Raw genomic sequence first — 12203 nt, forward strand, 5'->3', positions numbered from 1 at the left:
CAGGTCCGGTGCGGGGGCACCGCGAGGGGGATTCATGGCGAGCAGCGCCGGCGACGCCGCAGGCATCCGCTCCAAGGTCAAGCAGCAGTTGGCCCGCGCGGCCGGCCGGGTGCCCGGCGAGGGCGCCACCGTGCTCATCTACCACCGGGTCGGCGGCGGCACCACCGACGAACTCGACCTGGCCACGGCCGACTTCACCGCCCAGGTCGACCTGCTCGCCGAACTGCCGCCCGGCCGGGTGGTCTCCCTGGACACCGCCGCCGACCGGCTCGAAGCCGGCCTGCGCACCCCCAGCACCGTCCTCACCTTCGACGACGGCTTCGCCGACACCCACGAGACGGCCTGGCCGCTGCTCCGGGAACGCGGCCTCCCGTTCACGATCTACCTGGCCAGCGGCCTGGTCGGCGGCCCGATGCGCTGGGAGGGCTCCACCGCCAAGGGCGCCCCCGCCACCGGCCTCAGCTGGGAGCAGCTGCGCGAGATGACCGCCTCCGGGCTGTGCACCGTCGCCAACCACACCCGCAGCCACGCCCGCCCCGAACTGCTCACCACCACCGAGCTCGACGCCTGCGGCGACGACGTCGAGGAGCACCTCGGCACCCGCCCCCGGCACTTCGCCTACACCTGGGGCCGCCCCGTCCCGCACATGGACGCCGCGCTGCGGGCCCGCTTCCGCACCTCCGCCACCGGCCAGGTCGGCCGGAACCTGCCCGGCTACGACCCGGTCCGCTTCCACCGCGTCCCGGTCCGGCGCACCGACCCGATCGACTTCTTCCGGGCCAAGCTGTACGGCCGGCTCGTCCCCGAGCGCGCCTACGCCCGGATCGTCGCCGCCGCGAAGGCGGTGGGCGCCGGTGCCTGAGCAGTTCCCCCTCCGCCTGCGCGGCGAGGGCGGCCGGCCGCTGAAGGTCGCCCACCTCACCACCGTCGACATGTCGCTGCACCTGCTGCTCGCCACCGAACTCACCGTCGACGTCGAGCACGGCCTGCACACCTACGGCCTCAGCGCGCCCGGCCCCTACCTGGAGCGGATCGAGCAGATCGGCGTCCGGCACCGGCCGCTGCCCTCGCTCACCCGGGCCTGGCAGCCGCGCGCCGACCTCGCCGCCGCCCGCGAACTGCTCACCGCGCTGCGCGAGATCCGCCCCGACGTGCTGCACACCCACAACCCGAAGACCGGCGTGCTCGGCCGGGTGCTGGGCCGGCTCGCCCGCGTCCCGGTGGTCGTCAACACCTGCCACGGCCTGTGGGCGCAGGCCCACGACCCGTTCGCCAAACGGCTCGCCGTGCTCGGCGCCGAGGCACTGGCCGCCCGCTTCTCGCACGCCGAGCTCTACCAGAACGCCGAGGACCGCGCCACGCTCGCCAGGTGGGGCGTCCCGGCGAAACGTTCCCGCGTGGTCGGCAACGGCGTCGACCTCGACCGCTTCCCCGCCCCCGGCCCGGCCCGGGACGCCCTGCGCGCCCGGCTGCGCACCGAACTCGGCCTCGCCGAGGACGAACTGCTGGTCGGCGGAGTCGGCCGCCGGGTCGCCGAGAAGGGCATCCGCGAGTACGCCGAAGCCGCCCGCGCGCTGGCCGGCAAGGCCCGCTTCGTGTGGATCGGCCCCGACGACCCCGACAAGCCCGACGCCCTGCGCGCCGCCGAGGCCGGCCTGGAGTTCCTCGGCGCCCGCGACGACATGCCCGCCGTGTACGCCGCCCTCGACGTCTTCGTCCTCCCCTCCTACCGGGAGGGCTTCTCCCGCTCCGGCATGGAGGCCGCCGCCAGCGGCCTGCCGATGCTGCTCAGCGACATCCGCGGCTGCCGCGAGATCGGCACCCACGACCAGCACCTGCTGCTCGCCCCGGCGGCCGACGCCGCCGCCCTGACCACCGCGCTCGACCGGCTCCTCACCGAGCCCGGCCTGCGGACCCGCCTGGGCGCGGCGGCCCGCCGCCGCGCCCTCGACCAGTTCGACCAGCGCGCGGTCGCCCGGGTCTCGCTGGAGACCTACGCCGCCGTCGCCCGCCACCGCGGGCTGCGCTGGACCACCGACTGAGCACCGCGCCACCGCGCCACCCGCGCGCCGAGCAGCCCGGGGCGCGCCCACAACACCACAACGCACCAACCCAGTTGGGGGAGAAATGAAGCGAGGGGGGGACCTCGCGGTCACCGCGCTGGCCGGGATCATCGCCGTCCCGCTCGGCCTGCTGATCGCCCTCCTGATCCGTGCCACCATGGGCGGTCCGGTGATCTTCCGACAGACCCGCTCCGGCCGGCACGGCCAGGAGTTCCGCATCCTCAAGTTCCGCACCATGCGCGACAAGCACCACGAGGACGAGCCCGACGCCCCGCGCATCACCCGCCTCGGCGCGCTGCTGCGCAAGACCAGCCTGGACGAACTCCCGCAACTGTGGAACGTCGTCCGCGGCGACATGGGCGTCATCGGCCCGCGCCCCACCCTGCCCGAGCAGGTCGCCCACTACTCCGAACGCCAGCGCGGCCGACTCGCCCTGCGCCCCGGCCTCACCGGCTGGGCCCAGGTCCGCGGCCGCAACTCCATCACCTGGCCCGAACGCATCGAACTCGACCTCTGGTACATCGAGCACCGCAGCCTCGCCCTCGACCTGCGGATCCTCGCCCTCACCGCGAAGATGCTGCTGCGCCCCACCGGCATCACCGCCGCCGGCGGCGTCAACCCCGGCTTCCCGGTCCCCGCCGAGGCACCCGCCCCGGCCGCCCCCCGGATCGTGCTGCCCCGGCAGGCCACCGCGACCGCGCCCCGGCTGGCCCGGGAGGAACTGCGCGGCTGAGCGGACCCGAGCACGACGATCCGGCCGGACGGCAGCGGGCGACCGCGACCGCCCGGCCGGGTACCTTCCCTGACGGATCATCGATGTCCCCACTCAGGACGGAGCACGGCGCATGGTGTGGATCGCGGGCGCGGGCGGGGTCGGACGCGAGGCGCTGGACGTGGCGCTCGCCGCGGGCACGGCGGTGTCCGGCTTCCTGGACGACCGGCTGGCCGGCGGCGAGGTGCGCGGCCTGCCCGTCCGCAAGCCCACCGAACTGCCGCACGGCGCACCGTACGTGATCGGCATCGCCGACCCGGCCGTGCGGGCCCGGCTGGCCGTGCTGCTGGACGCGGCGGGCGGCCACCCCGTCACCCTGGTGCACCCCCGGGCGATCATCGCCCCGGAGACCGAACTCGCCCCCGGCTGCCTGGTGATGGGCGGCGCGCACGTCTCCAGCAGCGTCCGGCTCGGCCCGCACAGCCAGGTGCACTACAACGCCACCGTCGGCCACGACAGCCTGCTCGGCGCCCGGGTCACCGTCTACCCCGGCGCGAACGTCTCCGGCGCCGTCCGGCTGGAGGACGACAGCACCGTCGGCTCCGGCGCCGTGGTCCTCCAGGGCCGCACCGTCGGCCGCGCCGCCTTCGTCGGCGCCGCCGCCACCGTCACCCGCGACGTCCCCCCCGCCACCACCGTCATCGGCACCCCCGCCCGCCCCCTGACCCGCTGACCCCGCCCCCGCCCGGAGGGCGTCACAACCGCCGGCTGCCCCCGCCGCCGGCCGGCCGGAAGACCGCCCCGCCGGGCCGCGCGCAGCGCATAGGCTCCGGGGCATGGGAATTCCTGCGTTTCTGGCGGAGCTGCGCCAGGTGGTCGGCCACCGGCCGCTGTGGTTGTCCGGGGTGTCGGCGGTGGTCCTGGACGAGGACGGGCGGGTGCTGCTCGGGCGGCGGGCCGACAACGGCAGGTGGGCGCTGATCGGCGGCATCATCGATCCGGGGGAGCAGCCCGCGGACACCGTGGTGCGCGAGTGCCTGGAGGAGACGGGCGTGACGGTGCGGCCCGAGCAGCTGGTCGCGGTGGGTGTCTCCCCGATGATCGAGTACCCGAACGGCGACCGCAGCCAGTACCTCGACCTGGTCTTCCGCTGCCGGCTGCTGTCCGGTGAGGCCCGGGTCAACGACGACGAGTCGCTGGAGGTCGGCTGGTTCCACCCGGACGCGCTGCCCGACGTCGGCGACCGGGCCCGCGACCACGTCGCCCGCGCGCTGGCCGGAAAGGACACGGCGCACTTCGAGCTGACCGAGCTCCACTGAGCCGGGGGCGCACGCCGAGCGTGCGCCCCCGCCGCGGTGCTAGAGGGTCCGGAACCAGTCCGCGGTGCGCCGCAGCCCCTCGTCCAGCGGGACGGGCAGCACGTCCGGGAAGAGTTCGCGCAGCCGCGCGTTGTCGGCCTGCGAGTCCCGGACGTCCCCCGGTCGCGGGTCGACGTGCTCGGCGGCGACCGGGGCGCCCAGCACCCCGCCCATCAGGTCGATCAGCTCCAGCAGCGAGGTGCGCGTCCCGAAGGCCAGGTTCACCGGGTCCGCGGAGACCACCCGGCGCAGCACCGCCTCGGCGAGCACCTGGGTGACCGTGCCGACGTAGGTGAAGTCGCGGCTCTGCCGCCCGTCCCCGTGCACCGTCACCGGCCGCCCGGCCAGCGCCGCGTCCAGGAAGGCGGGCACCACGGCGGCGTACGCGTGCCCGGCGGCCTGCAGCGGCCCGAACACGTTGAAGAAGCGCAGCGGCAGCACGCCCAGGCCGTAGCAGTGGTGGTACGCGCCGAGGTAGGACTCGGCGGCCAGCTTGGAGACCGCGTACGGGCTCATCGGCACCGGGCGCATCGACTCGCGCTTGGGCAGCTCCCGGTTGGCGCCGTAGACCGAGGAGGAGGACGCCGCCGCCACGTACAGGCCGCCCGCCCGGCGGGCCGCCTCCAGCACCTCCAGGGTGCCGGTGGCGTTGACCCGGTGGCTGGCCAGCGGGGCGGCGATCGAGCGCGGCACCGAGGGCAGCGCCGCCAGGTGCACCACCGCGTCGGCGCCGGTGAACGCCGCGTCCAGCAGGGCCGGGTCGAGGATGCTGCCCTCGAAGAAGGTGACGTCCACCCCCGCCAGGTTGGCCTTGCTGCCGGTGGACAGGTCGTCCACCACCCGGACCTCCGCCACCTCCGGACGGGACGTCAACTCCCTGGCCAGGTTGGCTCCGATGAACCCCGCCCCGCCGGTGACCACCACGCGCATCGACCCGCACCACCCCTCGATCGGGCCCGGGGACTCCCCCCGCCGGGCCGGTGCGGCCGACTCTAGCGGCGCGGCCGGGCCCGGCGTACACGAAATCCGCACAGTCGCGGCCAAACCAACCCATCGGACAGATTCCGGCCGACGGACGGGGGAGAGGGCCGTCAGCGCTTCGGCCGACGGGCGGTCTCCTCCGCCGCGTCCAGCACCGCCGCCAGGTCGCCGCCCGCGGTCGCGGTCGCCGCCGCGGCCACCGCGCCCTCCACGAACGGGGCGTCCGCGAAGCGGGTGGGGAACGGCAGGCCGTGCTCGTCGGCCGCCGCCAGCACGGTCAGCACCGTGCGCACCGGGCCGTCCAGGTCGCACAGCACCGCCACGCCGTGGCCCTGGTCGACCCGCCGGGCCGCCGCCGCGACCAGCACCGCGCTGCTGCCCGGCCCGTCCGCGAGCGCGCCGCCGGTCGCCGCGACCGGCGCCGGGTCGCCCCCCTCCAGCAGGGCCAGCGCCAGCGTCCGCACCGCGTCCGCGAGTTCCTGGCTCTGCGACACCAGCACCAGGCCCACCCGTCCGTGCCCGGCCGGCCGGGAGGGCCGCGGCACGGTCGGCGCGGGCACGGTCACGGTGCCCGTCGCGGCGCCCACCGGCGGCGCCGAGGGCGCGGTGGTGATCGGGATGACGTCGGCGCGGCTGCCGTCCCGCTGGTCCATCGGCTGCTCCCGGGTGGGTGGCTGACTGCTCGTCACCCCATCCTCACCCGGCCGCCGTCCGGAACGCGGCCCCTAGCACAGGTGTCGCCGCCGGAGGGCCGGATCGGCGCAGTCCCCCCGCCCGCGGGCCCACAGGGGAGGAACGCCCGGACCGGACGGCCCCGACTGGCTACGCTGGTGCCCGAACAGGCAGGCAGGACGGAACGGAAGGACGTGCGGATGACGCCGGCAGAAGCGGCCCAGGCGGCGGAAGAGCGCCGCAAGATCGAACTGGACGTGAGCGGCGCCGAGTGGCTGAACGCCCCGGGGGACGAGGAGGGCGTGCAGATCGCCTTCGTCCAGGGGTACATCGCGATGCGCAACGGCGCGGAGCCCGACGGCCCGTCGCTGATCTTCACCCCCGCCGAGTGGCGGGCCTTCGTGCTGGGCGCCCGGGACGGCGAGTTCGACATCCAGCCGCAGGAAGCGCCGCAGCAGCAGGGCGAGTAGGCGGGCGCGCACCGACCCGAACCGGCCGTCCCCGGGACGGCCGGTCGGCCGCCCCGCCGGGAACCGGACCGGGCCCCGGCCCGGGAACCGCGCAGCCCAGAAACCCGCGCGCAGGTGACGAGTGGGCATACGCCGAGGTTACAAAAGAGTTCTGATGGGCCGAATCTTGTTGACTGGTCGACAAGCCTGCCAGCACAGTAAGAGCAGGCAGACGCCGTGCCTACCGCCCCCACGCGGTATAGGCACGGCGCCCGCTTGTGCTGCCCGTCAACGGCGCCGCTGACGGGCCCTCCCAACCCCTGCCGCACCAGGTGCGGCAGCCGTCACAACGGGAGTGACCCGACCGGGAAGAGCGACTCCCCGGCTGGGCCGGAGCCCGGATTCCGCACGCCCCCACGCGGCGGTGATCCGGGCAAGGTTCGCGAACGCGACGGCGAAGGGCCCGCGAACCTGGCTCTGGGTGTTCTGTGGATGATGTTGTGATGCCGATCCCGGGGGCGCCCCGGAGGCACTTCGAAGGTCCGGAGCCAGCCGGAATCACCCGCAGGCTCCAGGAACCGTCCAAGGACCATTGAATCAGCAAATGGTGCTCTGAGTTCACACGACCGCGTGCGCAGTGAGGGAATGCGCGCAAGGCACGCTGCGACAAGCCGCCCCCTGTGGATCTCGCCCCGGAGCGGCCGTCGTGCTGAACCGAACGTAGCCCGGACGGTTGCTCAGAGTCAACATTGGTCCCTGAGCGTAGATCTCGGCCTGATCGCGGACCCGCGCACCGGCCCCCGCCCACCGGGCACGTACGATGGGCCCATGTCATTTCTCCGCCGTCGCTCCGGACAGCCCGCCGGCCCGGACTTCGACGTACTGGCCATGGATCCGGGCGACTGGCCCGGCGACTTCGGTGCCATGATCCTGGCCGGTCAGGACGGATCCTGCCAAGGCATTTTCCTGCAGTACGACCTGCTCGGCGGCCGCGGCCCGGCCATGCTGATCGGCAACGTCCCGCAGGAGTCGCCCGCCCGCGAGAGCGAGGACGGCGTCCCGCTGGAGGCCCGGCAGTTGCTCGCCTCGCTGGAGAACGAGGAGCAGGTCGACTTCGTCTCGGCCGAGGACTTCCCGGTCATGCTCGGCGACGACCTGCTGATCGTCCGCAAGGTCAAGGTCACCGAGGGGCGGCTCTACTGCTCCCAGTTCGGCCGCAGCGACGGCGTCCAGGTCACCATCGCCTCCTGGGACCGGCCGATTTCGGACGATCTCTACCAGCTCCTCAAGCCGCTTCCGGCGGAGATGTTCCAGCAGGGCTGACACCCGATGCCCCGGCCGCTACTGCTGACCCGACGCCTGCACGTGGACCTCCGGCGCACCGCCGGCGCGGTCTGTCCGGCTTCCTGACACCCCCACCGTCACGGACGCCCGACACCCACGCCGCCCGGCCCGGAGGCCCACCGCCATGACCCGCACCGCAGCGCAGCCGACCGTCCCCACCCCCGCCGCGACCGCCGGCACGACCGCGCCCGCCGACGGCACCGACGGCGCCGTCGAACGCGCGCTCGCCCGGCTGCCCCGGGTCGTCGACCTGCTGGCCGCCCGCGCCGCCGAGCACGACCGCGACGGCACCTTCCCCTACCAGGGCGTCGAGACCGTCCACGAAGCCGGACTGCTCACCCTCACCGTCGGCCGCCGCCACGGCGGACCCGGCGCCGGGCTCGCCGACACCGTCCGGGTGCTGGCCAGACTCGGCCGCGGCGACGCCTCCGTCGCCCTGCTCACCGCGCAGACCCTGCTCCACCACGCCGAACAGGCCCGCACCGCGCCCTGGCCCGCCGCGCTCTACCGGCGGCTGCTCACCGAGTCCCGCCGCGGCCCCGCCCTGGTCGGCACCCTGCGCGCCGCCGCCGGACGGCCGCCCGCCGTCACCGCGCACTGGCAGGGCAGCGGTTGGCGGCTCGGCGGCCGCGCCCCCTACTGCCCCGGCGCCGAAGCGCTCGCCTGGCTGGTCGTCGAGGCCCGCACCGCCGAGGCCCAGCCGCGCACCGGACTCTTCCTGCTCCGCGCCGACAGCCCCGGACTGGAGATCGACCCCGCCGCCGACCAGCTCGGCCTGCGCGCCGCCGCCGGACACGACGTCCTGCTGGAGGACGCCCGGGTCGGCACCGACGCCGTCCTGCTGCCCCGGGGCGCCGCCCCCGCACCCGACCCGGTCGCCGCCGCCTGGCGGCAACTCGCCCTCGCCGCGATCCTGCTGGGCACCGCCCGGGCCGCCCTCGACTGGTCCGCCGCCCGGCTGCGCGACACCGCCGCCGCCCACCGCCGCCCGCTCGGCGAACTCGACGCCGCGCTCACCGGCGCCGAGGAACTCGTGCACGGCCTCGCCGCCCGCACCGACGCCGACCCGGCCGCCGCCACCCGGGCCCCCGCCGTCCAACTGCTCGCCGCCCGCACCGCGGGCGACACCGTGCAGCGGGCCCTCACGCTCACCGGCAGCGCCGGCCTCGACCGCCGCCACCCGCTGGAGCGCCACCTGCGCGACACCCTCAGCCTGCGCGCCCAACTGCCCGCCGAGGACGCCGTGCTGGACGCCCTCGGCGAAGCCCTGCTGGGTGGCTGAAACCCGCCGGTCGGGACCCGCTACCGGGTGCCGACCGCCGGGCTCCCGAACCGCTACCGGGTGCCGACCGCCGCGCGCACCGCGCGGCGGGCCAGCGCCGCGTCGTCGTACAGCCGGCGGATCATGATCCGCTGCTCCTCGCCCGCGCCCGGGACGTCGTGCAGCCGCAGCTCCCGCATCAGCACCAGCACCAGGTTCACCAGGAACGCGTCCCGGGCCAGCGTGCCGCCGGACTGGGCGAGTTGGCTGATCTGGCGGCGGGCCGCGGTGTCCCCGGAGAGCACGCTCCACAGCACCGCCAGGTCGTAGCCCGGCAGGTACCAGCCGGCCTGCTCCCAGTCCAGCAGGACCGGGCCGGACGGGGCCAGCAGCACGTTGCCGAGCAGCGCGTCGCCGTGGTTGAGCTGCCACGGCACCGAGGACAGGCCGTGCAGCAGGCCGCGCAGGTCGCCCGCGTCCCGGTCGGTCAGCAGGCCCAGCGAGTGGAACCGGGCGATCTCGGTCTGGTAGTCCATCGGCTTGCCGAACACGTCGGTCGGCGGACGCCACAGGTTCAGCGTGCGCACCGCGCCCAGCACCGCGCGCACCTCGCCCGGGGTCGGCGCGTTCACCGGGTGCCGCTCGCGGGCCGCCGGACGGCCCGGCACCCGCTCCAGCACCAGCACGCAACGGTCGTGGTCGGCCGCCACCAGCCGGGGCAGCCGCACCGGCGGACGGTGCCGGACGAACGCCCGGTACACCGCCACCTCGTGGTGGAAGCGCTCGATCAGCTGCTCCGCCCGCTCCCCGCGCATCGCCGCCGGCGCCAGGCACTTCGCGACCACCGGCGCCCGGCCGATGGTGCCCGCGATCAGGATGTGCCGGCTGCCCTCGCGCAGCACCTGGCGCGGCAGGAACGCCGGACATATCCGCGCGACGTTGGCCAGCACCGCCCGCACCGCCGGGGTCTGCAGCGCGGCCGGGTCCACCCGGTCCACGAACGCCTCCGGGGCCCGGCCCGCGGCGGGACGGCCCAGCCGCCCGGCCTGGTCCACCAGTGGCCGGGTCACCAGGGTGGTGCGCCCGCGCGGGTCGCGCAGCTCGGCGCCGCGCGGCGCGGGCCGGCCCGCACCGGCGGTCGGGGGGCGCAGGGGGGAGCGCGACGGGCGTACGGTCGCGCCGTCCGCCCCGGCCGGGGCGGACGAGCGAGTACCGGTGCTGGATGTGGAGTACATGGGCTGGTGAGGGTCCTTCCTTGACCGGCGGCAAAGCGGGGAGCGGCGGATCCGGGAGCTGCACGGGCCCGGGTCCGCGGGGTCGGGCCACCGGGTGGGACGCGGGCGCCGGGCACGGTCCGCGGTGCGCCGGAACCGCCCGCACCCTGGGGAGTGCGTCCGTCCCGTGCCCACCGCGCCCTGCCCGGCGCCCCCGCGCCACCCGGTCGCGCCACCCCCCGGAACGCTGCTCCCGGACGGCCTCCTGACGTACCGTCGGATCGGGGTCCGGGCCGGTCGGGGGCCGTTCCGGTGCGAAACCGGGGTGGCGCATACCTACCTGACACCCGGACGGCACTGGCACACCACGTAGCGCACCCTGGCGAACCCTGGCGAATGGTCGCCTGGCAAGTGACAGAGCCATTAGTGTCGGTGGCCAGCCGAGGATCCTGGGGGCTTCAGTTGAGCAAGGGGCCGAACACCAGACTGGCCGACCACTTCGCCCTGACCGGATGGTCCAAGGGCGAGCTGGCCCGGCTGGTCAACCGGCGGGGTGCCGCGCTGGGCGAGCAGCAGCTGTCCACCGACACCTCCCGGGTCCGGCGCTGGATCGAGCAGGGAGAGATCCCGCGCGACCCGGTGCCGAGGGTGCTGGCCGCCGTGTTCACGGAGCGGCTCGGCCGTGTCGTCACCACCGAGGACCTCGGTCTCGAACGACACCGGCCCACCAGGTCCGGCAGCAGCGCAGTACCGCCGAAGGAGCCCTGGGCACCGGATCGGACGGCCGCGGTCCTCACCGAGTTCACGGGAATGGACCTCATGCTGAACAGACGCGGACTGGTCGGCGCCTCGGCCGCCCTCGCGGCGGGCGCGGTCATCGCCGACAACCTGCACGACTGGCTCACCGGCGGGGAGGTCGCCGAGGCGGCCGCCCGCCCCGGGCCCCGCCACGTGCCCGCCCGGGGCGGGCCCCGCCCCGTCCTCGACGTCTACGAACCCGGACCGGTCGGCAACGAGGAGGTCGCCGCCCTGGAGCGCGCCGTGGAGGTGTTCCGGGCCTGGGACGCCTCGCGCGGCGGCGGGCTCCAGCGCAAGGCGGTGGTCGGCCAGCTCAACGAGGTCGGCGGCCTGCTCACCCACGGCCACCCGCCCGCGCTGGAGCGCCGACTGTGGACGGTCGCCGCCAACCTCGCCGTGCTGGCCGGCTGGATGTCCCACGACGTCGGCCTCGAACCCACCGCCCAGCGCTACTTCGTGATCGCCGCGCAGGCCGCCCGGGAGGCCGACGACCGGCCCCGGGCCGGCGAGGCGATCTCCCGCGCCGCCCGCCAGATGCTCCACCTCGGCCGGGCCGACGACGCCCTCGAACTCATGCAGCTCGCCAACGCCAGCGCCGGCCCCGCCGACGGCACCCTGCCGCAGACCCGGGCCATGCTGCACACCGTCGAAGCCTGGGCGCAGGCCGCGCTCGGCCGCTCCGAGGCCACCCGCCGGGTGCTCGGCGAGGCCGAGCGGCTGTTCGTCCAGGACGCCCCCGAACCCCCGCCCAGCTGGATGCAGCTGTTCAACGAGGCCGAGCTGCACGGCATGCAGGCCCTGGTGTACCGCACCCTGGCCGAGCACGACCCCGGCGCCGTCCCGCTCGCCCTCCAGCACGCCCGGGAGGCGATCCGGCTGCGCCAGGCGACCGGGCGGGAGCGCTCCGCGCTGCTCGACCGGATCAACCTGGCCTCCATCCACTGGATCTCCGGCGAGCCCGACGAGGCCCAGGTGCAGGCCAAGCTGGCGCTGGCCTCGATCAACGACACCTCCTCCAAGCGCACCTGGGACCGGCTGCGCGAGATGTACCGGCTCTCCACCCGGTACCAGGGGCTGCCCGCGGTGGCCGAGCTCCGGGAGCAGATCCACGCCGTCCTCCCCGTCCCCAGGAACCCCCGGACGGTCTGACCCCCCGTCGGCCCGCGGGGCTTTCCGGGCTGCGGGCCGATCCGATTCGTGTCCGAACGCACGTCCCATTGTGGAAGGGGTCGATCCCGTACGGACGGACCCGGCCCGGCGCCGTCGGGCGGGGCAGAACCGTTGCCCTGTGTGCAGATCGGCCACCCAGGCGGTAACCTTCGGTGATTCCGGCGCCCGGGCGCCTGAGCTG

13 protein-coding genes are annotated in these 12203 nt (G+C 75.5%); 10 read left to right on the forward strand and 3 right to left on the reverse strand.

What is annotated here, in order from left to right:
• Positions 1 to 34 precede the first annotated feature (34 nt).
• The 5 genes from ABD345_RS10735 (at position 35) to ABD345_RS10755 (ending at position 4094) form a co-directional block, all read left to right on the forward strand.
• Positions 35 to 862, forward strand: a complete 828-nt coding sequence (locus ABD345_RS10735; RefSeq protein WP_344551736.1) for a polysaccharide deacetylase family protein — start codon at positions 35 to 37, stop codon at positions 860 to 862.
• Positions 855 to 2042 (forward strand): glycosyltransferase, encoded by a 1188-nt coding sequence (locus ABD345_RS10740; RefSeq protein ID WP_344551737.1) that lies wholly within the window; start codon positions 855 to 857, stop codon positions 2040 to 2042. The genes ABD345_RS10735 and ABD345_RS10740 overlap by 8 nt, the downstream gene beginning before the upstream one ends.
• Positions 2043 to 2127: 85 nt before the next feature.
• Complete coding sequence (locus tag ABD345_RS10745) at positions 2128 to 2796, forward strand: sugar transferase (protein WP_344551738.1); 669 nt, start codon at positions 2128 to 2130, stop codon at positions 2794 to 2796.
• A 112-nt stretch (positions 2797 to 2908) separates the two neighbouring features.
• The gene (locus tag ABD345_RS10750; RefSeq protein ID WP_344551739.1) at positions 2909 to 3508 is read left to right on the forward strand and encodes a NeuD/PglB/VioB family sugar acetyltransferase; all 600 of its coding nucleotides are present in this window, start codon (positions 2909 to 2911) and stop codon (positions 3506 to 3508) included.
• Positions 3509 to 3611: 103 nt separating this feature from the next.
• Positions 3612 to 4094, forward strand: a complete 483-nt coding sequence (locus ABD345_RS10755; protein ID WP_344551740.1) for an NUDIX hydrolase — start codon at positions 3612 to 3614, stop codon at positions 4092 to 4094.
• A 39-nt stretch (positions 4095 to 4133) separates the two neighbouring features.
• Here ABD345_RS10755 and ABD345_RS10760 read toward each other — a convergent pair whose 3' ends face one another.
• Both ABD345_RS10760 and ABD345_RS10765 read right to left on the reverse strand, forming a co-directional pair.
• Entirely contained in the window at positions 4134 to 5063 is a 930-nt protein-coding gene (locus ABD345_RS10760; protein ID WP_344551741.1) for an NAD-dependent epimerase/dehydratase family protein, read from the reverse strand.
• A gap of 161 nt (positions 5064 to 5224) precedes the next feature.
• On the reverse strand, positions 5225 to 5767 hold the full coding sequence (locus tag ABD345_RS10765; RefSeq protein WP_344551742.1) for a PTS-dependent dihydroxyacetone kinase phosphotransferase subunit DhaM: 543 nt from the start codon (positions 5765 to 5767) through the stop codon (positions 5225 to 5227).
• Between the two features lie 219 nt (positions 5768 to 5986).
• Between ABD345_RS10765 and ABD345_RS10770 the strand changes: the two genes are divergently transcribed.
• From ABD345_RS10770 to ABD345_RS10785, 4 genes are all read left to right on the forward strand, one after another.
• Entirely contained in the window at positions 5987 to 6256 is a 270-nt protein-coding gene (locus tag ABD345_RS10770) for a DUF397 domain-containing protein (protein ID WP_344551743.1), read from the forward strand.
• Positions 6257 to 7063: 807 nt separating this feature from the next.
• Positions 7064 to 7558, forward strand: a complete 495-nt coding sequence (locus ABD345_RS10775) for a hypothetical protein (RefSeq protein ID WP_344551744.1) — start codon at positions 7064 to 7066, stop codon at positions 7556 to 7558.
• Positions 7559 to 7564: 6 nt separating this feature from the next.
• Entirely contained in the window at positions 7565 to 7645 is an 81-nt protein-coding gene (locus ABD345_RS10780) for a putative leader peptide (RefSeq protein ID WP_344551819.1), read from the forward strand.
• Positions 7646 to 7703: 58 nt separating this feature from the next.
• Entirely contained in the window at positions 7704 to 8861 is a 1158-nt protein-coding gene (locus ABD345_RS10785) for an acyl-CoA dehydrogenase family protein (RefSeq protein WP_344551745.1), read from the forward strand.
• Positions 8862 to 8914: 53 nt separating this feature from the next.
• Here the strand turns inward: ABD345_RS10785 and ABD345_RS10790 are convergent, their stop codons facing one another.
• The gene (locus ABD345_RS10790; protein WP_344551746.1) at positions 8915 to 10075 is read right to left on the reverse strand and encodes an aminoglycoside phosphotransferase family protein; all 1161 of its coding nucleotides are present in this window, start codon (positions 10073 to 10075) and stop codon (positions 8915 to 8917) included.
• Positions 10076 to 10516: 441 nt separating this feature from the next.
• Here ABD345_RS10790 and ABD345_RS10795 point away from each other — a divergent pair, with 441 nt between their 5' ends.
• Entirely contained in the window at positions 10517 to 12001 is a 1485-nt protein-coding gene (locus ABD345_RS10795) for a DNA-binding protein NsdB (RefSeq protein ID WP_344551747.1), read from the forward strand.
• Positions 12002 to 12203: the final 202 nt, after the last annotated feature.

Source organism: Kitasatospora saccharophila (genome assembly GCF_039529925.1).
Classification (GTDB): domain Bacteria; phylum Actinomycetota; class Actinomycetes; order Streptomycetales; family Streptomycetaceae; genus Kitasatospora; species Kitasatospora saccharophila.

Bases quoted from the DNA above. Each gene is read 5' to 3' on its own strand.
- ABD345_RS10735 (WP_344551736.1), top strand. From the start codon at position 35: ATGGCGAGCAGCGCCGGCGACGCCGCAGGCATCCGCTCCAAGGTCAAG.
- ABD345_RS10745 (WP_344551738.1), top strand. From the start codon at position 2,128: ATGAAGCGAGGGGGGGACCTCGCGGTCACCGCGCTGGCCGGGATCATC.
- ABD345_RS10750 (WP_344551739.1), top strand. From the start codon at position 2,909: ATGGTGTGGATCGCGGGCGCGGGCGGGGTCGGACGCGAGGCGCTGGAC.
- ABD345_RS10755 (WP_344551740.1), top strand. From the start codon at position 3,612: ATGGGAATTCCTGCGTTTCTGGCGGAGCTGCGCCAGGTGGTCGGCCAC.
- ABD345_RS10760 (WP_344551741.1), bottom strand. From the start codon at position 5,063: ATGCGCGTGGTGGTCACCGGCGGGGCGGGGTTCATCGGAGCCAACCTG.
- ABD345_RS10765 (WP_344551742.1), bottom strand. From the start codon at position 5,767: ATGGACCAGCGGGACGGCAGCCGCGCCGACGTCATCCCGATCACCACC.
- ABD345_RS10770 (WP_344551743.1), top strand. From the start codon at position 5,987: ATGACGCCGGCAGAAGCGGCCCAGGCGGCGGAAGAGCGCCGCAAGATC.
- ABD345_RS10775 (WP_344551744.1), top strand. From the start codon at position 7,064: ATGTCATTTCTCCGCCGTCGCTCCGGACAGCCCGCCGGCCCGGACTTC.
- ABD345_RS10780 (WP_344551819.1), top strand. From the start codon at position 7,565: ATGCCCCGGCCGCTACTGCTGACCCGACGCCTGCACGTGGACCTCCGG.
- ABD345_RS10785 (WP_344551745.1), top strand. From the start codon at position 7,704: ATGACCCGCACCGCAGCGCAGCCGACCGTCCCCACCCCCGCCGCGACC.
- ABD345_RS10790 (WP_344551746.1), bottom strand. From the start codon at position 10,075: ATGTACTCCACATCCAGCACCGGTACTCGCTCGTCCGCCCCGGCCGGG.